The 24,913-nt window shown below is 55.2% G+C and carries 21 protein-coding genes; 12 read left to right on the top strand and 9 right to left on the bottom strand.

Going from position 1 to position 24,913, the window contains the following annotated elements; all coding sequences use genetic code 11:
• Window positions 1–42: 42 nt before the first annotated feature.
• The 4 genes from flhB to G523_RS20265 form a co-directional block, all read right to left on the bottom strand.
• Window positions 43–1,101, bottom strand: coding sequence for a flagellar biosynthesis protein FlhB (gene flhB, locus G523_RS0108860; RefSeq protein ID WP_022694698.1), 1,059 nt, complete (start codon window positions 1,099–1,101; stop codon window positions 43–45).
• On the bottom strand, window positions 1,101–1,817 hold the full coding sequence (fliR, locus tag G523_RS0108855; protein WP_456107078.1) for a flagellar biosynthetic protein FliR: 717 nt from the start codon (window positions 1,815–1,817) through the stop codon (window positions 1,101–1,103). Before fliR ends, flhB begins: the two co-directional genes overlap by 1 nt.
• Window positions 1,818–1,863: 46 nt before the next feature.
• On the bottom strand, window positions 1,864–2,127 hold the full coding sequence (fliQ, locus tag G523_RS0108850) for a flagellar biosynthesis protein FliQ (protein ID WP_022694696.1): 264 nt from the start codon (window positions 2,125–2,127) through the stop codon (window positions 1,864–1,866).
• Between the two features lie 140 nt (window positions 2,128–2,267).
• Window positions 2,268–3,239: a D-2-hydroxyacid dehydrogenase gene (locus G523_RS20265; protein ID WP_022694695.1), complete on the bottom strand. Its 972-nt coding sequence runs from the start codon at window positions 3,237–3,239 to the stop codon at window positions 2,268–2,270.
• Between the two features lie 135 nt (window positions 3,240–3,374).
• Between G523_RS20265 and G523_RS0108840 the strand changes: the two genes are divergently transcribed.
• A complete protein-coding gene (locus tag G523_RS0108840; protein WP_022694694.1) occupies window positions 3,375–5,228 on the top strand; it encodes a DUF885 domain-containing protein in 1,854 nt (617 codons plus the stop codon).
• A gap of 139 nt (window positions 5,229–5,367) precedes the next feature.
• Window positions 5,368–7,242 (top strand): DUF885 domain-containing protein, encoded by a 1,875-nt coding sequence (locus G523_RS0108835; protein ID WP_155802626.1) that lies wholly within the window; start codon window positions 5,368–5,370, stop codon window positions 7,240–7,242.
• 52 nt (window positions 7,243–7,294) lie between these two features.
• Here the strand turns inward: G523_RS0108835 and G523_RS0108830 are convergent, their stop codons facing one another.
• The gene (locus G523_RS0108830) at window positions 7,295–7,888 is read right to left on the bottom strand and encodes a glutathione S-transferase N-terminal domain-containing protein (RefSeq protein WP_022694692.1); all 594 of its coding nucleotides are present in this window, start codon (window positions 7,886–7,888) and stop codon (window positions 7,295–7,297) included.
• A gap of 774 nt (window positions 7,889–8,662) precedes the next feature.
• Here G523_RS0108830 and G523_RS0108820 point away from each other — a divergent pair.
• The 3 genes from G523_RS0108820 (at window position 8,663) to G523_RS0108810 (ending at window position 12,283) form a co-directional block, all read left to right on the top strand.
• Window positions 8,663–10,129 (top strand): LbtU family siderophore porin, encoded by a 1,467-nt coding sequence (locus tag G523_RS0108820; protein ID WP_022694690.1) that lies wholly within the window; start codon window positions 8,663–8,665, stop codon window positions 10,127–10,129.
• Between the two features lie 136 nt (window positions 10,130–10,265).
• Window positions 10,266–11,741: a glycerol kinase GlpK gene (glpK, locus tag G523_RS0108815; RefSeq protein WP_022694689.1), complete on the top strand. Its 1,476-nt coding sequence runs from the start codon at window positions 10,266–10,268 to the stop codon at window positions 11,739–11,741.
• 20 nt (window positions 11,742–11,761) lie between these two features.
• A complete protein-coding gene (locus tag G523_RS0108810; protein ID WP_022694688.1) occupies window positions 11,762–12,283 on the top strand; it encodes a DUF3429 domain-containing protein in 522 nt (173 codons plus the stop codon).
• On the opposite strand, the gene G523_RS0108805 is transcribed toward G523_RS0108810, so the two are convergent.
• The 3 genes from G523_RS0108805 to G523_RS0108795 form a co-directional block, all read right to left on the bottom strand.
• The gene (locus G523_RS0108805) at window positions 12,271–12,750 is read right to left on the bottom strand and encodes a hypothetical protein (RefSeq protein ID WP_022694687.1); all 480 of its coding nucleotides are present in this window, start codon (window positions 12,748–12,750) and stop codon (window positions 12,271–12,273) included. The two genes, G523_RS0108810 and G523_RS0108805, sit on opposite strands and share 13 nt — an antisense overlap.
• 36 nt (window positions 12,751–12,786) lie before the next feature.
• Window positions 12,787–14,223, bottom strand: coding sequence for a DUF2793 domain-containing protein (locus G523_RS20260; RefSeq protein ID WP_022694686.1), 1,437 nt, complete (start codon window positions 14,221–14,223; stop codon window positions 12,787–12,789).
• Between the two features lie 64 nt (window positions 14,224–14,287).
• Window positions 14,288–15,286: an NAD(P)H-dependent flavin oxidoreductase gene (locus G523_RS0108795; RefSeq protein ID WP_022694685.1), complete on the bottom strand. Its 999-nt coding sequence runs from the start codon at window positions 15,284–15,286 to the stop codon at window positions 14,288–14,290.
• A 213-nt stretch (window positions 15,287–15,499) separates the two neighbouring features.
• On the opposite strand from G523_RS0108795, the gene G523_RS20255 reads away from it, so the two are divergent.
• From G523_RS20255 to G523_RS0108780, 3 genes are read left to right on the top strand one after another with little or no spacing between them, the layout of a single operon-like run.
• Window positions 15,500–17,947 carry a GAF domain-containing sensor histidine kinase gene (locus tag G523_RS20255; RefSeq protein ID WP_022694684.1) on the top strand — a complete coding sequence of 816 codons (2,448 nt, stop codon included), beginning with the start codon at window positions 15,500–15,502 and terminating at the stop codon, window positions 17,945–17,947.
• A 19-nt stretch (window positions 17,948–17,966) separates the two neighbouring features.
• Window positions 17,967–18,377: a response regulator gene (locus tag G523_RS0108785; protein WP_022694683.1), complete on the top strand. Its 411-nt coding sequence runs from the start codon at window positions 17,967–17,969 to the stop codon at window positions 18,375–18,377.
• Window positions 18,378–18,396: 19 nt separating this feature from the next.
• Window positions 18,397–18,837: a response regulator gene (locus G523_RS0108780; RefSeq protein ID WP_022694682.1), complete on the top strand. Its 441-nt coding sequence runs from the start codon at window positions 18,397–18,399 to the stop codon at window positions 18,835–18,837.
• Here G523_RS0108780 and G523_RS0108775 read toward each other — a convergent pair.
• Complete coding sequence (locus tag G523_RS0108775; RefSeq protein ID WP_022694681.1) at window positions 18,817–19,005, bottom strand: hypothetical protein; 189 nt, start codon at window positions 19,003–19,005, stop codon at window positions 18,817–18,819. The genes G523_RS0108780 and G523_RS0108775 overlap by 21 nt on opposite strands.
• Before the next feature lie 75 nt (window positions 19,006–19,080).
• Here G523_RS0108775 and G523_RS0108770 point away from each other — a divergent pair, with 75 nt between their 5' ends.
• The 4 genes from G523_RS0108770 (at window position 19,081) to scpA (ending at window position 24,861) form a co-directional block, all read left to right on the top strand.
• Window positions 19,081–19,884, top strand: coding sequence for a GOLPH3/VPS74 family protein (locus G523_RS0108770; RefSeq protein ID WP_162141039.1), 804 nt, complete (start codon window positions 19,081–19,083; stop codon window positions 19,882–19,884).
• A 148-nt stretch (window positions 19,885–20,032) separates the two neighbouring features.
• A complete protein-coding gene (locus tag G523_RS0108765; protein WP_022694679.1) occupies window positions 20,033–22,057 on the top strand; it encodes a methylmalonyl-CoA mutase family protein in 2,025 nt (674 codons plus the stop codon).
• 3 nt (window positions 22,058–22,060) lie between these two features.
• Window positions 22,061–22,696 carry a hypothetical protein gene (locus G523_RS0108760; protein ID WP_022694678.1) on the top strand — a complete coding sequence of 212 codons (636 nt, stop codon included), beginning with the start codon at window positions 22,061–22,063 and terminating at the stop codon, window positions 22,694–22,696.
• A complete protein-coding gene (gene scpA / locus G523_RS0108755; RefSeq protein WP_022694677.1) occupies window positions 22,693–24,861 on the top strand; it encodes a methylmalonyl-CoA mutase in 2,169 nt (722 codons plus the stop codon). Before G523_RS0108760 ends, scpA begins: the two co-directional genes overlap by 4 nt.
• Window positions 24,862–24,913: the final 52 nt, after the last annotated feature.

The raw sequence follows: 24,913 nt of genomic DNA, 5'->3' as shown, positions 1-24,913 counted from the left end.
ATTCGGCTCCCTTCAAGTAGAGCGTCATCGGGCTCACCATCCTCAGGTTTTCTTGGTCTTCATGACGAAGCTGATGATCTTAGCCACAGCCTCATAATGTTCGCGCGGGATCGTCTCATCCACTTCCATGCGTGCGTAGAGCGCACGGGCGAGTGGCGGGTTTTCCACGAGCGGAATATTGTTCTCAGCGGCTACTTCACGAATGCGCAGCGCCAGATCGTCCACACCCTTGGCGACACAGATCGGCGCAGGCGTCTCATCGTCATAGCGCAGCGCAATCGAATAGTGTGTCGGGTTGGTGATGATTACATTGGCGTCCGGCACCGCTGCCATCATACGGCCACGTGATTTTTCCATACGCAGCTGGCGGATCTTGGCTTTAACCTGCGGGTCACCTTCAGACTGTTTATGCTCGTCTTTGATTTCCTGACGGGACATTTTCATCTTCTTGTCGAACTGCTGTTTCTGGAAGATGTAGTCGATGGCCGCAATCAGCCCGACGACGACCAGAGCCGCCATAAGAAGACGAGACGCGATGTCCTGAAGCACGCCAGCGAGGACAGCAATTTCCATCGCGCCAGCACGCTCCACGAAAGACCGCTCTGGCCAGACCGCATACATGAGCGCAGCTGCAATCGCGACCAGCTTCATCAGCGCTTTGGCAAGGTTCATCCAACCCTGCGGGCCGAACATACGCTTCAGGCCTTCCACCGGGTTCAGCTTGGACAGTTTCGGCTTCATCTTTTCAGCGGTCCAGGCGGGACGATTCTGGATGAGGTGACCGCCGAGCGCCGTCAATGTCAGAATGCCAAACACAATTGCCGCCGCAGGCGCGAGCGCCCAGATCAGTGCCCCAGTCAGCTGCATCGCGCCGCCTTGTTCCAGGCGGAACGCGTGCGGGTGATCCATCAGGCTAACCAGCGGGCGCGCTATCATGCGCAGGATTGGTCCCGATGCAGCGATCAGCAGCGCGATACCCATCATCATGAACCAGATCGGCACGTCCTGACTTCGGACGGCATCGCCTTTCTTGCGGGCGTCGTCTAATCGTTTCTGGGTAGGTTCTTCGGTCTTCTGCGACTGGTCTTGTTCTTCAGCCATCAGCCACCTCCTCCTGTCATGAGGAACCGGTCAAAACCATTCAGCCAGGTCATGAAACCAGCGCCCATACCGATCATCACGACGACAAGGCCAATCATGATCGAGCTCGGCAGAGCTATGAAGAAAATCTGGATTTGGGGGATAAGGCGCGCGGCGAGGCCAAGCGCCAGATTGAAGATAAGACCAAACGCAATAGCGGGCGCGGCGATCTGCAAGCCGAGACGAAACGCTTCGACAAAAGCACGCGTGCCATACTCGGCCACATCGGCCATGTTCGGATACTGGCCCACCGGGAACAGGATATAGCTATCGACTGCGCCCTGCAGCATCCAACGGTGAACGCCGGCAGACAGCACAAGCACAACAGCGATCAGTGAGAAGAACGCAGACAATACGTTGCCTTGCGCCTGCTGCATCGGGTCGAGCTGCATGGCAAAGCCAAGGCCGGTATGCATAGCAGTCACCTGCCCAGCAACAGACGCTGCCGCCATGAACATGCGCGCAGCCGCTCCCAGCATCAGCCCGATCAATACCTCACCGATCACAAGGAAAATCCCCTGCCCGAAATCAGCAGGCTGTAGCGGCAGATCAGACATCAGACCCGGCGCAAGCGCAAAAACCGCAAGCAGAGCCGCGGAAAGACGAAAGCGTACAGGAATCGATTGCTCGCCCCAGCCGGGAGCGAGCATCAGCACAGATCCTATGCGGGCAAACAACAGCCCGCCAGACCAGACATATGGGAGAAGCGGCTCCAAATACCGCCTACATACTGGCTATTCGCGCAAACGTATCCTGCGCGAAGGCGGCAATCATGCCTCCCATAAGCGGCAGGAAGATCAGGAGCGCGATAAAGATGGCAACGATTTTCGGAACGAAAACGAGTGTCATTTCCTGAACCTGCGTCAACGCCTGCACGAGCGCGATGCTGACACCGACAAGCAGGCCAATGATCATGGCAGGCGCAGCCATCATAACTGTCGTCCAGAGAGCATCGCGTCCGATGTCGAGCACTTCAAGGCCTGTCATGAAAGGTTACTCCGTATTCGTGTACGGTTAACCAATCCGAACAAAAGGTTAATAAAGCGCTTAAGATTTGCGGGAAACCTGCAATTATTGCCGGGTTAGCAGTTAATCTTTGTGGAATTCACAGTCGTTAGTCGCGCGGCTCAATCCAGCTCGTGCTCCAAAGGCTTGCCAGCAACATATCGCGCCAGATTTGCAAGGAAGGTTTCATCGGCGCGTAACAGCGTCGCGTGCGTTTGCGGGCTGTCGTGCGGGGTGATCGTAACCTTCGGATGCCTCCAGAGCGGATGGTCCTCCGGTAGCGGCTCCTCGCGTGTCACATCAAGTACCGCATGGCTCGGCCGCCCTGCGTCGAGCGCTGTAATAAGCGCAGCTTCATCCACCAACTTTCCCCTTCCGATATTCATGAACAGCGCATCCGGCTTCATCGCGGCGAAGAAATCCTCGCCCGCGATATCTTCAGTCGACGGTGTATGCGGCAGGCTTAGCAGAACAATGTCAGCTTTCGCGACCTCCTCTTCCAGCGATGAGAGCGGCAGGATGACATCTGCGCCTTCGCTTGGAGAGACTGCGCGGCGAAGCCCGGTGACATGGCCACCCAGTGCCCGAATACGCGTTCCAACCGACGTACCGATCGAGCCATACCCGACGATCAACCAGCGCGAACCATCAATGTCTTTCTGGTCGAGCGGTTTCCAGACACCTTCAGCCGCATTAGCACGATGCTCAGGGCCACACTTCAGCCAGTCGAGCGCCTGCCATAGCACCCATTCAGACATGGATTCAGATTGGGTGTGATTTGTCGTGTACCGGTTCGCGGCAGCGCGCAGTTTTTGCAGACCCGGATTATCCACGCCCGCCGCTGAAGACTGGAACCAGTCCAGCTTCGGCGCGCTCAATAGTGTCTTAAAGAACAGCCGTGCTTGCGGGCCGAACCAGACATCACCATTGCCAAAGGCGATATCAATCTCCGGATCAGTCACAACTTCGCCGGATTGCGAGTCGCGAAAAACACCGTCATCAGCGAGAAGAACAAACCGAATTTTGTCAGCGAAAGCGGAGAGTTCTGCTGTCCGGCGGCGATACACATGGTCATGGATAAGGCAATTAATCATGCCCCATCATGCCGCCTTCCGGAAAACATGCAAATTCAATTAGTTCTCACACTTTTCAGCTTTTCGACTTCCGCCCCAGAGACAAACGGGCATGTTGCGCTACATCAGATATATCGAAAAAATTGGGCGAGTTTTATGCGAAATATTCTTCTTGCGTCAGCAGCACTGCTGGCGCTTCAGGCGTGCGGCCCAAAAGAAACACCGGTAGCAAACACAGAAACAGCAGCGACAGAGCAGACCGTTTCCCAAACCGAACAGCTTTACGCGTGGTTTGACGAGAAATACGAAGAGCAGCTTCTGCGCAGCCCGCAAACGCTTACACAACTTGGCCGTCACGAACGCTATGATGAAGTCGACGACAATACCGAAGCCTTCCAGCTCGAAGGGCTGGAATGGCTGCGCGAAACCACCGCAGAAATGCGTGAAACGTTCGACTTCGACCAGCTTGATGAAGAAGCACAATTCTCCTATCGCCTGTGGGAAGCACGTCTTGAGCGCGCAGAACTCGGCTGGGAATGGCGCCACTATGGATACGCCTTTACCCAAGGTGGCTGGCACACCTACCCGGCCCGCTTCCTGATCAACTTCCACAACGTCAATTCCGATGCGGACATGGAAGCCTATATCTCCCGAATTGAGGGCTTTGCGAATGCGCTCGATGTGCGCCTTGCGCGCGCACAGACATCTGCGGAGATGGGCATTCGCGCACCGGGCTTCGCCTATCGCGGCGCGTTAGAAACAGCGCAGAACATTGTTCGCGGCGCGCCCTTCACGGAAGGCGAGGATTCACCAATCTATGCGGACGTAAAAACCAAGATCGCAGCTCTCGTCGAGTCCGGAGAGATTGATGAAGCCCGCGCCGAAGAACTGGAAGCCGAAGCCGTTGCCGCTCTGACCGGCCCGTTCCTGGACAGCTATAACGAGCTGATCAGCTGGCTTGAAACAGACATGGAAAACACCGAAGAATCCTTCGGTGTGTCAGAACTGCCGAATGGCGAAGCATATTATAATTACAGGCTCGCCAGCTACACGACGACAGACCTGACAGCGAATGAAATCCACGAAATCGGTCTTGCCGAAGTAGAGCGCCTGCGCGGCGAGATGGAACTCATCAAGGAAGAAGTCGGCTTTGACGGCAGCCTGCAGGAATTCTTCGACTATCTACGCGTGAACACGGATGATCCGGAACTCTTCCTGCCGAACACTGATGAAGGCCGTCAGGCTTACATTGATGAAGCGACACGCCAGATCAACAATATCCGCGAACAACTGCCGGACTATTTCGGTATTCTGCCGCAAGCTGACGTCGTGGTCCGCCGCGTTGAATCCTTCCGCGAACGCGCAGGCGCTGCACAGCACTATGTGACAGGCACACCGGACGGGTCACGTCCGGGCGTTTATTATGCACACCTTCTGGATATGTCCGCCCTGCCCCTTCGTGAACTGGAAGTCGTCGCGTACCACGAAGCGATTCCCGGTCACCATATGCAGCGCTCTATCGCGCAGGAACTGACAGGCATTCCGCAGTTCAGGACGCGCCAATCCAACAGCGCCTATACCGAGGGATGGGCGCTCTATTCAGAGCTTCTGGCGAACGAAATGCCTGGCACGTATCAGGATCCGCTTTCGCAGTTTGGTCGTCTGGGCACTGAAATCTGGCGCGCAATCCGCCTCGTCGTAGACACAGGCCTCCACACCAAAGGCTGGACCCGCGAAGACTCGATCGCCTATTTCCTCGAAAACTCTGCGATCACCGAAGCACAGGCTGCGTCGGAAACAGAGCGCTACATTGTAGGCCCGGGACAGGCGACGAGCTATAAAATCGGCATGATCCGTATTCTGGAGCTTCGCGCTCACGCAGAAGAGGTTCTCGGTGAAGACTTCGACATTCGCGGATTCCACGACACCATTCTTGGCGGCGGCTCGCTTCCGCTCGATCTGCTGGAGGTCCGCGTCAACAACTGGATTGAGGATGTTCAAAACAGCTAGACGCTGAAACACCCGACACATCTGACCGAAAACAGCTCAAAGCCCAAATTTATCGTTATTTGATAAATTTGGGCTTTCGCATGTCTGCATTCTGGTTAAGATGCGCCCAATTCTTCAACGCACGAAAGTGAAACCGACGATGAAAAACCTTCTTCTGGCGACAGCCGCAGTGCTGGCGCTCGGCGCGTGTGGCCAAACCGAAACCACTGGCACACAAACAGAAACGTCCACACCGGCAGCCGCCACACCAACTGCCGAACAGGTTGCTGCGGAAACGGCACGCCTGAATGCATGGTTCGACGAAAAGTACGAAGAAGAGCTGATGCTCAGCCCTATGACGCTGACCACGCTCGGCCGCAAAGAACGCTATGACGAGATCGACGACGTCTCTCCGGAAGCGCAGCTGGAACAGCTTGAATGGCGACGCGCCACAACCGCTGAAATGCAGGAAAACTTCGACTATGACCTGCTCGACGCGGAAGCGAAGATGTCATGGGATCTCTATGAATTTATCCTCGCGCAGGCCGAGGAAAACTGGCAGTGGCGCCATCACAGCTACATTTTCACACAAAGCGGCTGGCAGACGTATCCAGCCCAGTTCATGATCAACTTCCACGGTGTTTCCACCGAAGAAGACATGCTGGCCTATATTTCGCGTCTCGACGGCTTTGCAACGATGCTGAACAGCCTCGTTTCACAGGCCGAAGAGGCAGCGCAGATGGGTATTCGCCCACCAGCTTTTGCCTATCGCGCCGCGGCTGAACAATCACAGAATATTGTAACCGGCGCACCGTTCACCGAAGGCGACGACTCTGCGATTTTCGCAGACGCTAAAGGCAAGATTGCAGCGCTGGTCGAGGCCGGCACGATCACAGAAGAACGTGGTGAAGAGCTGGTTGCAGACGTTGAAGCCGCTCTCACCGGCAGCTTCCTCAGCGCATACAACAACATGATCAACTGGCTGGAAACTGACGTCGCCAATACTGAAGAAGCATTTGGCGTGTCCGAACTGCCTGATGGCGAGGCGTATTACCAGCAGCGCCTCGGTTACTACACCACCACTGATATGACGGCCGACCAAATCCATGAGTTGGGCCTTGAGGAAGTTGCACGCCTCCGCGGTGAAATGGTTTCCGTCATGCGCGACTTCGGCTTCGAGGGCACGCTGCAGGAATTCTTCGTCTTCCTGCGTGAAAACAAGGACGACGAGCGCCTCTACTTCCCGAACACGGATGAAGGTCGTCAGGGCTATATCGATGCTGCGACTTACTATGTCGAAAACATCGAATCCCAACTGCCAGAGTATTTCGGTCTTCTGCCGCAAGCCGAGCTGGAAGTTCGCCGCGTAGAAGCCTTCCGTGAGCGCGATGGCGCCGCCCAGCACTACTACCCGAGCACGCCAGACGGCTCGCGCCCGGGCGTTTATTACGCTCACCTGTCTGACATGACGGCGATGCCAAAGCGTGAACTGGAAGTGATCGCCTATCACGAAGCGCTTCCGGGCCACCATATGCAGATTGCTATCGCGCAGGAGCTGACGGGCATCCCGCAATTCCGCACACAGCAATTCTACGGCGCTTATGTTGAAGGTTGGGCACTCTACACTGAGCATTTTGCGCAGGAAATCCCGGGTACGTATCAGGATCCGCTCTCCCAGTTCGGTCGCCTCGGTTCTGAAATCTGGCGCGCGATCCGCCTCGTGGTAGACACTGGCCTTCATGTGAAGGGCTGGACGCGCGAAGAGGCTGTTGCCTACTTCCAGGAGAACTCTGCAATCACGGATGCGCAGGCACTGTCAGAAGTCGAGCGCTATATCGCCGATCCTGGTCAGGCAACAGGCTATAAAATCGGTATGATCTTCATTCAGGACCTTCGCGCAAACGCAGAGGAAGTTCTGGGTGACGACTTTGACATTCGCGGCTTCCACGATGCGGTTCTCGGCGGTGGCGGACTTCCGCTCAACCTGCTTGAACAGCGCGTCGACAACTGGATCGCCAGCGTTCAGGCGAGCTAGTCTTAGTGGAACATAATTATGAAGAAGGGCGATCAGTGATCGCCCTTTTTTATTACGCCACTGGAGGCGCTGTAGAGACTATGCTCTCGCGTTGCGACACGGGCTCATACCAATTCGCCAGCGACGGGTGCGCTGCTCGCCAGTCAAAGTCCGTTATACGGAAATCCAGATAGCCAAGCATACACGCAATGGCGACCTGCCCGCGATCCAGACGATCTTCAACGGGCGTCACAAGATCTGCAGCTTCCGCTACCCCGCGCTCAATCGCTTCACGCCATCTGGTAGCCCAGAAAGACGATTGCTGATCGGCTGGACGGTTCTTCTCCATCACCGTGTTGAACGCTGCATCCATAATGCCATCGCCGAGCGCCTGAAGCTTCTGAGCGCGCCAATACGCGTCATCACGGGTGATCTCTGCGTCCGTGGCATAAGCCTCCACCCATTCACAGATAACCGGGCTGTCGTAGACGGTGCCTCCGTCAGGCGTAACCAAACAAGGGATCTTACCCAGCGGGTTCGGCGTGCTTTTAGCGTCCTCAAGTACTGAGACAATTTCCAGCTGAACACGGTCAGTTAATCCATGCTCAGAGAGAAGCACTCGCACCTTACGCGCAAACGGCGATGTCTTTGAATAGTAGAGCTGCATTGTTTCCTGTCCGGCATTCGTAGAATTCAAACCGAAGCATAGCCAATCCGGAACGAATCGAAACTGTCAAAAGAAGCCGAATTGCCCGTAAAAACAGTAGTGCTCATGGTTAATTCGAAAAAAATCTACCTGGAGCATCAGAATTTTTATGAGGAGATTCAGAACCGTGACCCCGTTTAGTTTTTTTTCGTGCTTAAGATGCGCATTCTTTTTGGGCAAGTATTGTTGATTTTTGGGCATTGTGTTACAAATAAGTCAAATGGCACCGCGGGTTGCGCCCCGTCATCCTGTCCCCCACACCTGGCCGCAGCCTCGGTGCCATTCATAAAAAATATAATAAATATAATAGTCTAAGGGGAGCCAAACCGCTTCCCTTTTTCTTTGCCCAATTCCCATTGCAGGCAATACGGCAACAATATTAAACCAAAAATTCTGTTATCGGTAACATTTGTTGCACAAGTATTCGCTCAAATTTTAGGCGCCCAATTTTCAGCAAATACTCTTGCCCCCCGAAAAGCCACGATTTATGTGGGGTCATCTCTTCAGGAAAATTTGAAGCGATTTAAGGGAGTGACAGCCAAAGAAGCTGCGCTCTTACGGGAGGGTTCGCAGCTCACCAAAAGACCGGGTTTTACCGCGGTCTGAAGATTCCTACGCAATTTGGCAGGGAACGCTTCACGTTTTGGTGAACTTTTGAACCTGCATATCAGTGCCGACCATCCGCGAGAACTCTGGGACGCAACGCGGTCGGAACGCGTAATATATGGGGACCAAATGAAATCTCTAGTAACAGCCGTAAGTGCTATTGCGATGCTGGTCGCAGCGCCATCAGCTTTCGCACAAACAATCACAAATGAAGAACTTCTTGAGCGCCTGGAGCGTCTGGAACAGCAGAACGCAGAACTTCGCGAAGAAGTCCGCTCGCTTCGTGCTGAAGAAGGCATTGTCCGTGTTCCGGACACGTCTGCAGAAGCAGCCACGAACAACCGCAATGGCTTTGTCTCTACGAACGTAGATTACTCATACCGAATTCTCGACCACGCCGAAGACATCAGCACCAAGCCGGTTGTCCAACTGCGCGCGCGCCAAAACGGCGACCTGACAAGCTCACTCACGCTGAGCGGACAGATCACAGCTCTCGCAAACATTCAGCAGAGCAACCGTGACAGCAAGTTTGGTTACCTCATGCGTCACCCGACATCTGCGAACCAGATCGGCGAGAACGTTTCTGAGGCCGTTATCCACTCAGCAAACCTCGCTGTTACAGCGCAGCTGAACGACTGGATCACCGGTTATGTCGAGCTTCAGTACAGCCCTGAACAAAGCTTCGGCTCTGGCACGATCACTTCGCTCGGCCGCAACCAGATCGAAGCACGTCAGGCTTACATGATCTTCGGTAATCTTGACGCGAGCCCGCTCTATGCTGCGATCGGTAAGCTTTACACGCCATTCGGTCTGAACGATTCCGTCAGCCCGTTCACGAACTCCACAAACTGGCACGCCTTTGCTGGCCTCGCATACGGTGCGCAGGTCGGTTACGTACAGGACGGCCTGATGCTCCGCGCAATGGCTATTCAGGGCGGTGCTCAGTTCCGTGCGCACAACGTACCTGTCAGCGGCACGAGCGTACCATCCCGCGTGAACAACTTCGCTTTCGACGGTAATTACACATTCGCACTTAGCGATGAGAACTCTGCGATGGTCGGCGCAAGCTACACGCACGGTTCAGCCTATTGTCAGGCTTACCCGGTCTTCCACTTCAACCCGTGCGATGAAAACAATCCGGCATGGTCTGTCTATGGACGCGCAAACTTCGGTCCTCTTGAGCTGCTCGGTGAATTCGCATCGACAACGAAAGACTGGCCGGGCTCTGCGGTTCCAGATCCGACAAACCCGCTCAGCCAGTATGAAGCACAGCGCACGCACGCCTTCACGCTCGGCGGCCGCTACGGCTTTGGCGACCAGCACCCGAATGGTCGTTACCTGAATGCTGTGTCTCTGGAGTTCTCCAACTTCCGTGCCGGTGATGATGGCGCGCCGTGGGAACGTCAGAACCAGCTGGTTCTCGGCTACTCTCGTTTTGTTGGCGAGAACATCAACCTGTTCGCAGAGCTGGTTCACGTAGAAGGCTTTGCCCCTCTGAACTTCGTTTCAGGCGGCAACTTCCCGGATGGCAGCACATGGTCTGATCGCGACGCGACAACCGACGTTCTGCTCTTCGGTGCACAGGCTGCGTTCTAAAACGCCCCGCACAAACAAACACATGGAAACGCCCGCACATTGCGGGCGTTTTCTTTTTTGGAATTCTCTTCCTCTCGAATGTTGCGAAATCCTTCTATCCCATTGATGATATTAACCGATAAGAGGGAGACAAAGTGTGAGCGATTTTATTCTCGTCATTGATGAGGGGACTACATCAACGCGTGCCATTGCCTTTGATAAGGATTTGCATGCCGGACCTGTCGCCCAGTCAGAGATCGGCCTCACATTTCCCAATGACGGTTGGGTAGAACAGAACCCCGAAGACATCTGGTCTCACACGCTCAAAGTCTGCCGACGCGTCATTGAAGACTGTGGCGGCGTAGACAAGATCGCCGCAATCGGTATCGCCAACCAGCGCGAAACGACGCTTCTGTGGAACAAAGATACTGGCGAAGCTTACGGTCCGGCGATTATCTGGCAGGATCGGCGCACGGCCCCTTTCTGTGCGGAGCTCGCCAAATCAGGCGTTGCAGAAGAAGTTCAGGCTCTGTCCGGTCTTCTTCTTGATCCATATTTTTCAGCGACGAAAATCCGCTGGATTCTGGACAATATTCCAGGAGCGAGAGATGCCGCTGAAGCGGGTAAAGCTGCATTTGGCACGGTCGACAGCTTCCTGCTCGCACGTCTGACCTCAGGCCGCGAACATTCCACCGATGTCACCAATGCCAGCCGCACATCTCTCATGGATCTGGCGGCGTCTTCATGGTCGACACGTCTCTGCGAAATCTTTGGCATCCCATGGAGCGTTCTTCCAAGCATTGCCTCCACTGGCGGCAGCTTTGGTGAGACGGATAAAGACCTGTTCGGCAAAGCCATCCCGATCCTGTCCATGGTCGGAGACCAGCAGGCGGCGCTTGTCGGTCAGGGCTGTGTAAAAACAGGTGAAGCGAAGATAACCTATGGCACAGGCGCGTTTCTGGTTGCCAATACAGGCACAGAACTTCCCGTTTCGAAGAACCGCCTGTTGGCCACGACCGGTTTTCAGGCGCAGGGACGCCTTAACTGGGCACTAGAAGGCTCAATCTTCAATGCGGGCACCGTGATCAAATGGCTTCGTGATGAACTCGGCCTGATTTCTCAGGCCGCAGAGACCGAAGAGATGGCGAGCAGCCTTGATGACAATGGCGGCGTTTATTTCGTGCCTGCATTCACTGGCCTTGGCGCGCCGCATTGGGCGCCGGATGCACGCGGCCAGATCACCGGCCTGTCTCGCGGCACACGCGCCGCTCACATCGTACGGGCCGGCCTCGAAGCAAGCGCCTATCAGACACTCGATCTTCTCAATGCCTTTGAGAGCGATGGCTGCCGCGTTGACGAGCTACGCGTAGATGGCGGCATGGCAGAAAATGACTGGTTCCTACAATTCCTCGCGGACATCACCGACCGTCCTGTCGAAAAGCCGGAGTATCCGGAAATGACCGCTCTCGGCGCAGCTGTGCTCGCGGCAGGCGAGCTGGGCTGGATGACTCTGGATGAGTGGCATGAACATCGCCGCATCGCTGCGCGCTTCGAGCCAAAAATGGATGCCGACAAGCGCCAGCGCAATTTGGATGGATGGAAAACCGCCCTATCTGGTGCCATGAGTCACTAGCCATACCGGAGTAAGCAGACATGGTTGAACGCACAGGCAAAGCTGTCATGGGCATGACGCTCGCTGGGCTTCTTCCCTTCTTCATATCCTGCTGGGCCAGCCTCGCGCCGTGGCAGGCGTCTGCCCTGCTCGGTCTGGAAGAACCGGATAGTATAATCGGCTTCTGGCAGATCGCGCTTTTGTCTCTGCTGATTTATGGCGCTATCATCCTGTCCTTCATGGGCGGCGCCCGATGGGGCACCGCTTTCGGTATTGAAGGCGACAAGCCGAAAACATCCGTGATGATCATAGCCGTGACTGCGAGCCTCTGGGGCTTTTTCGCAGCCATGATTGGCGCAGCGGGACTTGTTTTTGGTGACCCAATGAATGGCGGCATCGGCCCACTTTTACCTGCCGGTCTCTACATGCTCGCAGCAGGCTTCCTTGTGCTACTCGCGTTCGATGTGCATGCGGGCTATCCAATCCTTTACGTCCGGCTCCGCATACTTGCATCGCTTCTGGCTGCAGCAACGCTGCTGGCGGGGGCTATTTACGCCGGATAGCGTCGTCCCGATGGGCTCGCCCGGTCTCCAAACCACCAGAGCGTCGCAGCCGTTGCGGCAAATACCGCCGTCTCAACCACCCGCGCTTTCAGCGCATCATCGACATTGAAGAAAACAGTTGCCGTGATCAGCCAGAGAAGCAATGTCAGCGCGGGGCGGGTCAGCGCCCTTATTGCGTCGACAAACTGATACCCGGACGCGAGCGCTGCATCGGCTGCAACACTCGCCGTCAGCCCCTGCCATGAGCCTTCAGCCTGAACAGCGTGTAATTCCGCCTCTGCCTCTGCACGGCTGACCTCCATCCGCAATCGGGTCATTGCCACATCATGCTGCCAGCGGTCGCGTTCAAACGCCTGCTGTTGCTTCGTTTCAAAGTAGCCTGCGACGCGTCCGAGCAGCGTGCCGATCACGCCGAACACGCCACCACCAGCCGCGCTTGCGGCCATTCCAAACCAGTCACCATCCATGTCGCGCCTCCATTCTTTTCTGAAGATTTGTGATTGTCAGGCGTAAACGCCGCCGTTCGTTTCGGTGCCTGCGACTGTGCCCGGAATAGCGGTTGCCCCGCCTGAATAACTCTGGATGACGCCGTTTGTATTACAGCTGTATCGCGTTCCCGAGATCGCCCCGAGCGCTTCATCTGCCGTCGCGGACTGCCATGTGATCACACCGCATTCTGTCGTCCGCGCAACCGCATTGGAAAAGCTCGCTGCTGTCTCGGTAACAACGCGCAGGCCTGGCCAGAGCTGGATCAGAGAGCCGGTCGTCGACGCAAAAAGCGAAACACCCCCTGCCCCAACCCGCACCTTGCCATGCGTCAGCAAAATGGTTGAGTTTCCGGTCGCTATAACGTGAGAATGGGTTCCTTCAGACACGCGTACATTGCCAAGAATAGAGAGCGACGCGCCTGAGCCCGTACGCAAGCTTGCATTCTGGCCAGCACCCGTAACATGCACATCCCTCACCGTGGCGATCACGCCGCCTGAAAGCTCCAGCTTCCCATCAAGCGTTGTCTGGTCATACCCAACACCGCGAATGTTGATATGATAGTCTGCGGACGCCGCGATCAATCCGCCTCCAATGGAAAAGCTTCCCGCACCGAATTCCAGAGTGACTTCGTGCGTCCCGTGATGCAGCGACAATGCAGCTTCCACACCGCGCGCGAATGTCAGGAATGCACCTGATGCACTATCTGTAAGACCGTCATTGGAGTCGCTGCCATCGGTGCGGATGTAATATGTCCGGTTCGCGCTCAAGAGCTCACGAATTTGAGGTGACCCGTTCGGAAAACTCACCTGACCGCTGGTCTGATCGACACGTAACCCTTCATGAAACACCGCCCCGTCTGGCGACACCTTCACAACCAGATCATCATCACCGACGAGGCCGATCTCCGCCCGACTGGAATAGCTGTTCTGAAAGAGAAGCGAGAGAACGTTCGAACCGGCTTCCTTGTTGAGTTTAACCCGCAGATCACCAGAGCCAGCGCTCGCACTTTCAACTGCGGTAAACAGCGCATCATTCAGCTTTGCCAGAAGTGGATTGTTCGCATCGGCAGTGGCACCCACACCGAGTAATGCAAGGTTCTGCAGCTCGTCAGACGTGGTTTCGCGCCAGCTCGCACCATCGAAAACTTTGAAGCTGGCCTCGTTCTCGACCCAGGCACGCCAGCCGGTTTGGGGCGCAAAAAAGTGCCACTCACCATCAGAGAACAATGCAAGCTCACCGTCATGGCCGGTCCAATCACCCGTCGCGCCCGAAGCGATGAGATGGCGATCTCCTTCAGCCGGTCCAGACGGCGGTGTCGCCTGATCTCTGTTCAGAACGGCCAGCTGCAACAGCCCGTCCAGTGCACGCAGGCTTTCATTCAGGGTGACATGCTTCTGCGCCTGATTGGACAAAAGGTAGGGTAGCCCCAGAATGGGGGTGAAGTCAGACAAAACAACCGCTCCTCAGCTATGAAGAGCGGCAGTCTTGGTGTCAGATTGTCAGCGTTGGATCGTTTTATGCGCCTTGGGTCAGCGCTTTCAGATTAGCCGCCTCACCGCGGGACAGAGCCGCAATCGCAGCTTTGTACTCGGCTTCAAGTTTGTCGACATATTCCGCAACAGGCGTGCGCTTCTTGACCGCGCCAATGCCCTGACCGCAGCCCCAAATGTCTTTCCACGCTTTGGATTTCTGGTTGCCGCCAGACCCGAAGTTCATTTTGGACGGATCGCTTTCTGGCAGGTCGTTCGGATCAAGGCCCGCTTTGGCTATGGATGGCGCCAGATAGTTGCCATGAACGCCGGTAAAGAGGTTGGAGTACACGATGTCCTTCGCCGCACTATCCACGATCATGTCTTTGTAGCCATCGACTGCTACAGCTTCGTCACACGCAATAAACGCAGACCCCATATAGGCAAAGTCAGCGCCCATAGCCTGCGCCGCCGCGACAGCACCGCCATTTGCGATGGAACCGGACAGAGCCAGTGGGCCATCGAAGAATTCGCGAATTTCCTGGATGAGAGCGAAAGGCGAAAGCTTGCCAGCGTGCCCGCCCGCACCGGCTGCAACAGCGATCAGTCCGTCTGCGCCTTTTTCAAGCGCTTTGTGCGCGAACACTACGTTGATGATGTCGTGCATAACGATGCCGCCATATGAGTGGATCGCCTGATTGACCTCTTCGCGTGCGCCCAGCGATGTGATCACAAACGGCACTTTATACTTCACGCACATCTCAACATCATGATCGAGGCGGTCATTGGATTTATGAACGATCTGATTGACCGCAAACGGCGCTGCCGGACGATCCGGATTCGCTTTATTATAGCTGTCCAGTTCAGAAGTAATCTGGTCCAGCCATTCATCGAGCTGGCTGGCAGGACGCGCATTCAACGACGGGAACGAACCGACAATACCGGCCTTACACTGCGCAATCACCAGCTCCGGCTGAGAAATGATAAAGAGCGGCGATCCGATAATCGGCAGACGCATTTTGTCGAAGATAGCTGGTACGGACATATTTGGTTTCCTCAGAAGACTTTTTCACTCGCAAACTAGCTTCTCCCCAGCTTTGGACAAGACTGTCCTAACGTAAGCTTCAGCTCCGTGACTGCGATAACCGGTGGTTAAAGTTCGTAAGAGTAGTCTATTAAACTAACAAACGGTCTGAACAGCCGATAAAACAAACGAACATGTATCCCAAAACCCCTGAAGAACGTCCCGGAGACACCTTTGGCACATCCACCATCCGAAGCCGAAAGGCTCCGAGCGCTGCATGAAGCAAAACTGCTAGACACGGCGCCGGACCCGCGTTTTGACAATATCACAGCGCTTGCCCGCGACATTTTTGACGTGCCCGTTTCACTGATTTCACTGATTGATGAACACCGGCAATGGTTTAAATCAAATCAGGGACTTGAAGGCGTTACAGAGACAGACCGCAGCGTCGCATTCTGTGATTACGCGATCCGAGGCACCAGCGTATTCGTCGTTGAAGATGCGCTTCAGGACGAACGCTTTGCATCCAATCCGCTGGTTACAGGTGAACCGGAAATCCGATTTTATGCCGGCTCCCCAATCATCACGGCAGAAGGCTACGCGTTCGGGACATTGTGCCTGATCGACTACGAACCACGCGAATTCAATTCTAATGACCGTCAACGCCTGGCGAGCCTCGCCAATATCGTAACAGGCCTGATCGAGAACCACAAAATTGCCCGTAGTTCTCAATCTCTGTCTCAGACGATTGCCGAAAGCGCACTCATAAATCAGATGATTCTGGATTCGTCTGACGCAGGCGTTTTACTATTGGAAGCCATCCGCGACGAGAACGGTGAACCAATCGACTTTATGATCCTTGCGGCCAATGAAGCGAATGTGAACTTCAATGGGTCGACGCCGGACGATCTTATCGGCAAAACCTTGCTTCAACGGTTCCCCGCCCTGGAGGAGCAGGATTATTATCAAGACTATAGCCGTGCGCTGAAAGAGCAGATCAATATCCGCCGGGAGGTGTTCTACGGTGCGGATGGCGTAAAACCGCACTGGTTTGACGTCTCTTTCCGGCCCGCTTCGAAAGACAGGCTAACCGTCACCTTCCATACCGTCACAGGAAAGCGCCTTTTCCAGAATGCTCTGGAGCAAATTGTCGAGACCGTGCCGATTGCCGCAAGCGATCCGCAACGGTTCCGCCAGCAAATGTTGAAAATCGGCGCTCAGGCGCTAGGGCTCTCCCATGGTTTTGCGTCACGCATCGCGAACAAGACGTATGAAGTTCTCGAACTCCATGGGACGGATATCGGCCTTTCCCAAGGTGACGTTGTCAGTCTTGAAGACACTTTGTGCGACCTCGTCGCGGAGGATCATCAGCTGGTTGCGCTCGCCGATTTTCAGGATGAAGACTGCGTGCCACATCCAGCCTTCGATAAAGCGCCGTTCAGAAGTTATATCGGCGCGCCGATTTTTGTTCAGGAGAAATTCTTCGGAGCAGTCAGCTTCAGCGATGCGGCAGCGCGAGCAGAACCATTTGAAGACTGGCAAATCCATCTCATGCACATCATTGCCAGCCATATGGGGCAGGCAATCGAGCTGCAGAATGCTTTTTTTGAAAATCGCGCCCTGGCCAGAGAGCTTCGCGCCGTTCTGGATAACGTACCAGCGCGCATCTGGTATAAAGACGACAAGAATACAGTCCTGCGCGCGAACAAGGCGGCACTCGAGTCGGTCAACCTGTCTGATCCGGCAGAGGTAGAAGGCAAGGCAACCGAAGAGCTATTCCCTGAAATGGCCGCCAAGTATCTGGCGGATGATCTGAAGGTCATCGAAAGCGGCAAAGCCCGTCGGAATATCATCGAATCTTATGCACCGAAGGACGGCAAACAAGGTTGGATATCGACCGACAAAATACCGATGACGTCGCGCGATGGCGAGCGCTTTATTCTGGCCGTCGCAACAGACATAACAGAACTCAAAGAGAATGAAGCTAAACTCTCGAGGCTGAATGATAGCCTCTCAGATTTTGCGTTTGTCGCTGCTCACGACTTACAAGCCCCACTGCGTCAGGCCTCTATGTTCAGTGAGCTGGTCCGCGTCGATCTTCAGGCGAATAATGTTACCCTGCCCGAAGACGCTGATGAGTATCTGACCGAGATCGAAGCAGGCTTGAAAAGGATGCGCGAAATGGTGCGCAATTTATTCGATCTGTTCCGTCTCGACAGCGAAAAGATCGAAATGGAACCGTGCGAGCTTTCGCGTGTCGTTGCTATCGCATCATCACAGCTGGAACACCACTTGTCTGATGCGAATGCCCATCTGATCATAGATGACCTTCCGCAGGTGACGGGCAATTCCAGCCTGCTCACCCAGCTTTTCCAGAACCTCATCGGAAACGCGTGCAAATACGCCGAAGCAGACGAGCTGACGATCCGCGTCTGGGCGAAATCAAGCATCACAGATCGCACTATCAATGTCTTCGTCGAAGATAACGGCGTAGGCATACCTGAGGACGCGCGAACAATGATTTTCGAGCCATTCAAACGCCTTCAACACAGTGATGGCATACCGGGTGCAGGCATTGGCCTGTCCCTTAGCCGGAAAATCTGCGCCCTACATAATGCAGACCTAAGTGTTGACCCGGACTTCAACTCCGGTGCACGATTCATTGTATCATTCCGTATATGAGAACTTTTGAGATAGTTTCATGACAATTAATGCATGCCTTTTGATCGTCGATGATGACTCTTTCGACACGCGCTTTCTTTCAAACGCGATCCGCAAAGCCGATGACAGTATTCAGCTGGAATTTGCTCGCGATGGCGCGGACGCTATCAAACGTCTCGAAGACGGTCCAAGACCGAAAATCATCCTGACCGATCTCAATATGCCGCGCATGAATGGTCACGAACTGATCCGTCGACTGAGGGACCACAAAGACTGGAAGAAAATCCCGACGATTGTACTTTCAACTTCTACAGATCAAAAAGACGTAGATTTATCCTATGAGTTCCATGCGAATGCGTATCTTTCAAAACCCGATAACCTGTCCGGATATGACGAGATAGGGGCATTCATTAAGTCTTTTTGGTTAGAACACGTTCGACTTCCAAGCTGAAATCGGTCCCGTTTCGCATATGACTCAACCCGTCACTGCATTTGACGCTGCGCAGATTACGCAGGTTCTGCTGGTCGATGACCATCCGGCGTTTTCACGTCTGGTTGAGCTGTTTGCAAACAAATGGGGCAAAGGCGCATACAAAGTGACTGCTGTCGCCTCCATAGAAGAAGCTGTCACCGCACTGACACTGAACGCTTTCGATGCGATCCTTCTGGACGGCAGGCTGAGCGATGACCGCTCGCCGGGCGAGAATGCAAAAATTCTGGCAGAGACGTATCAGGGGCCGATCATCCTGTTCTCAGGCATGTCACCACTGAACTTTTCCACCTCAGCGGACTATTCCCTTTTCGTGGGATCAATCTCCAAAGACGATCTGCCGAAAGACTATTTCGTCGACCAGATACAGACGTTTATTTCCAAGCATCGCGAAATGCGCTCAGCCGAGGCGGACAAGTAAACCCTGAAGCTCCCGGCGATGGCTTTCGAGCCTGCCAAGCATTTCAGCGTCACCGTTCTCTATCAGCCGATCAATCCAGAAGCCGAGCACTGAAGACTGGCTCTCCAGCCAGTCACGTAGTCGTTCCGATTGCGCCGTGTCGCCCCGCGCCTGCCAGTCCTGTTCCATGGAATGTCCTTTCTGTGTGTATCAGCGTTGAACTTAGTTGCGAACAATTCTCAACTGCAGTCAAGGCGAAAGTTCATGGCAGACTTCGGGTCCGTGTACGCCATCAGAAAATGTTCGTATTTCAATACATATATATTGTTTTTCAATATATCTTGTGATATACTCCCCAACATGACAGATACTTTTAACAGCCAGAACCCGGACCTCCTTCTCAACCTCCCGGAGCGAATTGCGCTCTTGTCTCGTCACGATGAGTCAGGCGCCAAACAAGGTAGCTTCACAGATTATGCTGTTGCAGGCGCAACTCTTGTAGAACTCATCCTGCAGGACCGACTGGAGACAGACGCGGACAACCCAAAAAAAATCAACGTAATTGATACATCTCCGACGAATAATGAATATCTGGACGAAGCTCTTGCATTCTTCGAACGCAAAGGCAGTGGGAAATCGGCTCAGTCGCTGGTTAGCAGCCTGGGCGGCAAGACAAAAATTTTACGTCTCGTCGCCGAAGGGCTCGTGAAGCGCGGTATACTTCAAGCCCAGAAGCAATCGTTTCTTGTATTTAGTTGGACCAATTATCCGGAAGCAGACCCGCGCCCTGAGACTGCGCTTAAATCGCATCTGGCAGACATTATGTTCGGAGACCAAACACCTGATGCACGCGATTGCGTCGTCATAGCCTTAGCAAAAGAGGTCGATCTTCTGAAAAAGAATTTCGACAAACTTCAGCTGAAAGAGCACAAGCAACGCATCAAAGACATTGCATCGGGAGAGGTCGCCCTCACTGACAGCACAATTCGAGCGGTACGTGCCATTCGCGCGGCTGTGATTGTTGCAGCAACAGTTCCGGCAGTCGTTGCAAGTTCATCGTCTGGCTAGGCGACTTTTACCCTACGGCACCGCAACGAATTGCAGTCTTCTTGTGTGTTGCGGTGCGGCGAAAGTGCGATGCTTCGCCCCTTGACGTGCGGCCCAATACGCTTTCTTTGTCCATCCAAAAGACAAGACAAGTGTTAGAGGGACTTCCATGGCCGATAGTGATCTGACGGGTTTCAGCGCTGCTTTTCCAACAGCAGAAGAGGCGCAGTGGCGCGCTCTGGTCGAGAAGGCCCTGAAAGGCAAAGGCCCTGAAACGCTGCAGCGCAAAACGCGCGATGGAATCACCATCAAACCTCTCTACCGCGAAAGCGACTGGCCGTCGGCATCCGACCCGAATGGCCTGCCAGGGCAGGCGCCATATGTTCGCGGTTCGGATACCGTAAAAGATTCTTATCTGCCCTGGGATATCCGTCACGTTGTTGACCACCCAGACCTGAAGGCGGCGCACGCCGACCTGATGAAGGACCTTGAGCGCGGCGTCAGCTCTATCGAGCTTCGCGTTGACGCGAGCGGTCGCCACGGCGTCGCAATCCAGTCGGTTGATGATCTCTCTGTTGTACTCGATGGCGTGATGACAGACCTCGCGCCAGTTGCGCTCTCCAATTCGGCGCAGGAAGGCTATGGCCTTGAAGGCGCTGCCCTGCTCGCAGCTTGGTCTGACAAAACGGGCAAAGACGCGTCCAAACAGCTCTTCTCGTTTAACGTTGATCCGATTGGTGAGCTGGCGCGGTCTGGTGAGCTCTCCGTCAGCGCTGATAAGGCGCTCGCAGATACAACAACGTTCTTAAAAGCGGCAGATCGCTTCTCGGTATCTACGTTTATTCGGGTGGATGGCCGTCCTGCCCACGAAACCGGCGGCACGGAAGCGCAGGAACTCGCCTTCACCATCGCGAGCGGCGTCACCTATCTGCGTACACTTATCGATGCAGGCCTATCGATTGAAGAAGCGAATGCGAAGTTACTCTTCTGCATCGCGGTAGGGCCTGATTACGCGCTCGAAATTTCGAAGCTCCGCGCACTGCGTCGCCTCTGGGCACGCGTGACAGAAGCCTTCGGTGACAAGCCGCTCTCCATGAAAATTCAGGCAGTGTCGTCCCGCCGCATGCTGACCAACCGTGATCCTTGGGTGAATATGCTGCGCAACACTGCTGCCTGCTTTGCGGGCGGCGTGGGCGGCGCTGATATCGTCACCCTGCGTCCGTTCACAGATGCTATCGGCCTTGCAGACAGCATGGCGCGCCGAATTGGCCGCAATACGCAAATCATGGCGCAAGAAGAAAGCTCGCTCGGCAAGGTGAACGACCCAGCTGGCGGCACCTGGGCGATCGAGAAAATCTCAAATGATATTGCTCAGGCTGCATGGGGTGTCTTCCAGGATATTGAAGGCAAAGGCGGCGTGATTGCAGCGCTCGAGAGCGGCGATTTCCGCGCTCTGCTCGCTGAAGCCCGCAACGAACTGATGACCTCTATCGCGCGTCGCAAACAGGCGATTACAGGTGTCAGCGAATACGCGCTGATCGACGAAGAAGATCCGAAAGTCGTCGACACATCGACACTTCCAAAGGTCACAACGCACGTCACCGGCCCGATCCCGACAAGCCGTGAATTCGACGCGCTTGTTTCAGCGGCAAAAGACGGGGCCACGCTGGCAGCGCTCCTGCCGCACGAAGCATCAGACCACGCCCATTGCGACCCGCTTTTCCCGATCCGCGTTTCGGAACCATTCGAGCATCTGCGCGACTTTGCTGATGCACAGACAAAGAAAACAGGCACACGCCCGGCAATCTTCCTTGCCTGCCTTGGCTCCATCGCAGAGCACAACGCCCGCGCCAGCTTCACCGCGAACTTCTTTGCAGCAGGCGGCATCACTACGGTCCCGTCCAATGCGCCGTATGAGAGTCTCGAGGCGATGGCCGAAGATTTCAAAGCCAGCGGCGCACTCCTCGCATGTATTTGCGGCACGGACGGCCTTTATGCCGAGCAAGCCGGCGCTGCGGCGAAAGCCCTACGTGGCGCACGCGACGATGCACGTATCTATCTGGCAGGCAAGCCGGGCGACGCAGAGGCTGGCTATCGCGAAGCAGGCATTGATGACTTCATCTTTGTTGGCGTGAACGTGCTCGATAAACTCGAAATCGCCCATGCCGAACTTGGCCTCGGAACGGACGCATAGTTCATGCCAGGTCTCGGCTTCTTCCCGACATCCTCTTCGCGTCGTTTGCTCGAACGGCGCACAGTAGATCCCTTCGCGCCAATTAAGGTGCGAGGCGGTTGGGCAATGAAGTCTTTGGGTTGCCTCATTGTTGGCCTCGGACTGACCGCACTCTTGCTACCGGCAAATGCCCAATCTGGGGACAATATCGACTGGTCTAACCTCAATGGTGAGTGGGCCTGTGAAGAACGCCCCGGTCTTTCACCGTGGAACCAAATTCCAAGACCGAAGGATATTCTGATCCAGATTTCTGGCGGTACTTCATGGACGACCACCACTGTTCACAGCAACTGCACCGAAATGAATTCGGATGTTTCTTGCAGTGTGGAAACCACTCGCGAATTCATCGTTCGCGATCGGTCAATGTTCGCAACATCCACAAACCGCACCATAGTCTCTGCTGACCGAAGTGGACTTCCCCTACCATCTGAAGAGTTAAACGCCCTCAGAGCCCAGTACGCTGAGATCATGGGCACCAGTGTTGTTCACGAAACGCCTATCGAAGTGGCCCGCGTGTCAGACTTGACCGACGACCGTTGGAATTTCGAGTATCTAGCCAACCCATATTTTTGCATACCACGCGAGCAGGACATCTCATGACACATCCAGATTTCACAAAAATCGATCTTGGCTCTGCGTCTGGCCATCAGGCAGCGCGTCCGTCTTTCTCTGATGCCGATATCTGGCAGACACCGGAAGAAATTGGCGTGAAGCCGGTCTACACGGCGGCGGACACGGCTGGCCTCGACTTCCTTGATGATTTTCCAGGTCTTGCCCCGTTCGCACGCGGTCCATACCCGACAATGTACCCGCAGCGCCCATGGACGATCCGTCAGTATGCGGGCTTCTCCACGGCTGAAGATTCCAACGCTTTCTACCGCCGCAACCTCGCGGCGGGTCAGAAGGGCCTCTCTGTTGCCTTCGACCTCGCGACACACCGCGGCTATGACTCAGACCACCCGCGCGTTCTGGGCGATGTCGGCATGGCGGGCGTGGCCATCGACAGCATTTACGACATGCGCACCCTGTTTGCGGGTATTCCACTCGATGAGATGTCCGTCTCCATGACGATGAACGGCGCCGTGCTTCCGGTTCTGGCGCTCTACATCGTTGCGGCTGAAGAACAAGGCGTCGATCAGGCGAAGCTCTCCGGCACCATTCAGAATGACATTCTGAAAGAGTTCATGGTGCGGAACACTTACATCTACCCGCCGCGCCCGAGCATGCGGATCATTTCGGACATTTTCGGCTACACCTCGCAGAACATGCCGAAATACAACTCGATCTCGATTTCCGGCTATCACATGCAGGAAGCCGGTGCGACGGCAGACCTTGAACTCGCCTACACGATCGCGGATGGTATCGAGTATATCCGCGCAGGTGTTGCGGCAGGCCTCGACGTGGACGCCTTTGCGCCGCGCCTCAGCTTCTTCTGGGCGATTGGCATGAACACCTTCATGGAAGTTGCCAAAATGCGCGCTGCGCGCCTTCTCTGGGCGAACCTCGTCCAGAAAGAGTTCAGCCCGAAGAACTCCAAATCCATTTCTTTACGGACGCACTCGCAAACGTCCGGCTGGTCTCTCACCGCGCAGGACGTTTACAACAACGTTGTGCGCACATGTCTTGAGGCCATGGCGGCGGCTGGTGGCCAGACGCAGTCTCTGCATACCAACTCCTTCGATGAAGCCCTAGCGCTTCCGACAGACTTCTCCGCACGTATTTCGCGGAACACCCAGCTCTTCCTGCAACAGGAAGCTGGCGCAGCGAACCTGATCGACCCATGGGGCGGCTCTTACTATGTCGAGCGCCTCACCCATGACCTTGCGAACAAAGCGATGGAGCACATTAACGAGGTTGAAGAGATGGGCGGCATGGCGAAAGCCATTGAAGAAGGCCTGCCTAAGCTGCGCATTGAAGAAGCGGCTGCAAAAACTCAGGCACGTATCGATAGCGGCGTTCAGACCGTTGTTGGTGTGAACAAGTTCCGCATGGACGAGCCAGAAGACGTGCCCGTTCTTAAAGTCGACAACGCTAACGTCCGCCGCATGCAGCTCGACAAGCTGGCACGCCTGCGCTCGGAACGTAACCAGACAGACGTTGATGCGGCGCTTCACGCGATTACCCGCGCAACAGAGAGCGGCGAAGGCAATCTTCTCGACCTCGCGATCAAGGCTGCACGCGTTAAAGCGACGGTTGGCGAGATCTCAGAGGCCGTCGAGAAAGTCACTGGCCGTCATCAGGCCGTTATCAAATCCATTCAGGGGGTTTATGCTTCCGGTATGACTGCAAAATCTGACAAGGTTGAAGAAGCCCGCAAGCTGGCTGACGATTTCGAAGCTGCTGAAGGCCGTCGCCCGCGTATCCTCATTGCGAAAATGGGTCAGGATGGTCACGACCGCGGCCAGAAGGTTGTTGCGTCCGGCATGGCTGACCTTGGCTGGGACGTGGACATCGGACCACTTTTCCAGACACCGGACGAAGCTGCGAAACAGGCCGTCGAAAACGACGTTCACATTGTGGCGGCCTCTTCACTGGCGGCAGGTCACCTGACACTGGTTCCGGAGTTGAAAAAGGCTCTGGCCAATCAGGGTGCGCTTGAAATCATGATCGTCGTTGGCGGCGTAGTCCCGCCGCAAGACTATGACGCGCTTTATGAGGCAGGCGCTGCGGCGATCTTCGCACCGGGCACGGTCATCGCCGAAGCGGCCATTGATCTTCTGAAGAAGCTTGGCCCGACACTTGGCCACTCGGCGGCCGCAGAATAAAGATACGAAAAAGGGCGGTCATTACGATCGCCCTTTTGCTTTTCATCACGCT

This window comes from Ponticaulis koreensis DSM 19734, from assembly GCF_000420665.1.
Lineage (GTDB): Bacteria > Pseudomonadota > Alphaproteobacteria > Caulobacterales > Hyphomonadaceae > Ponticaulis > Ponticaulis koreensis.
The sequence above is the reverse complement of the archived record's forward strand: the minus strand, read 5'-3'. Positions and strand labels throughout refer to the sequence as shown.

Excerpts from the sequence above, each read along its gene's own strand:
- G523_RS0108775 (WP_022694681.1), bottom strand. The coding sequence starts at position 19,005 with ATGGAACAGGACTGGCAGGCGCGGGGCGACACGGCGCAATCGGAACGA.
- flhB (WP_022694698.1), bottom strand. The coding sequence starts at position 1,101 with ATGGCTGAAGAACAAGACCAGTCGCAGAAGACCGAAGAACCTACCCAG.
- G523_RS0108780 (WP_022694682.1), top strand. The coding sequence starts at position 18,397 with ATGACTCAACCCGTCACTGCATTTGACGCTGCGCAGATTACGCAGGTT.
- G523_RS0108805 (WP_022694687.1), bottom strand. The coding sequence starts at position 12,750 with ATGGATGGTGACTGGTTTGGAATGGCCGCAAGCGCGGCTGGTGGTGGC.
- G523_RS0108830 (WP_022694692.1), bottom strand. The coding sequence starts at position 7,888 with ATGCAGCTCTACTATTCAAAGACATCGCCGTTTGCGCGTAAGGTGCGA.
- scpA (WP_022694677.1), top strand. The coding sequence starts at position 22,693 with ATGACACATCCAGATTTCACAAAAATCGATCTTGGCTCTGCGTCTGGC.
- G523_RS0108785 (WP_022694683.1), top strand. The coding sequence starts at position 17,967 with ATGACAATTAATGCATGCCTTTTGATCGTCGATGATGACTCTTTCGAC.
- G523_RS0108835 (WP_155802626.1), top strand. The coding sequence starts at position 5,368 with ATGAAAAACCTTCTTCTGGCGACAGCCGCAGTGCTGGCGCTCGGCGCG.
- G523_RS0108840 (WP_022694694.1), top strand. The coding sequence starts at position 3,375 with ATGCGAAATATTCTTCTTGCGTCAGCAGCACTGCTGGCGCTTCAGGCG.
- G523_RS0108795 (WP_022694685.1), bottom strand. The coding sequence starts at position 15,286 with ATGTCCGTACCAGCTATCTTCGACAAAATGCGTCTGCCGATTATCGGA.
- G523_RS0108810 (WP_022694688.1), top strand. The coding sequence starts at position 11,762 with ATGGTTGAACGCACAGGCAAAGCTGTCATGGGCATGACGCTCGCTGGG.
- G523_RS0108820 (WP_022694690.1), top strand. The coding sequence starts at position 8,663 with ATGAAATCTCTAGTAACAGCCGTAAGTGCTATTGCGATGCTGGTCGCA.
- G523_RS20265 (WP_022694695.1), bottom strand. The coding sequence starts at position 3,239 with ATGATTAATTGCCTTATCCATGACCATGTGTATCGCCGCCGGACAGCA.
- G523_RS0108760 (WP_022694678.1), top strand. The coding sequence starts at position 22,061 with ATGCCAGGTCTCGGCTTCTTCCCGACATCCTCTTCGCGTCGTTTGCTC.
- fliQ (WP_022694696.1), bottom strand. The coding sequence starts at position 2,127 with ATGACAGGCCTTGAAGTGCTCGACATCGGACGCGATGCTCTCTGGACG.
- G523_RS0108770 (WP_162141039.1), top strand. The coding sequence starts at position 19,081 with ATGGCAGACTTCGGGTCCGTGTACGCCATCAGAAAATGTTCGTATTTC.
- G523_RS0108765 (WP_022694679.1), top strand. The coding sequence starts at position 20,033 with ATGGCCGATAGTGATCTGACGGGTTTCAGCGCTGCTTTTCCAACAGCA.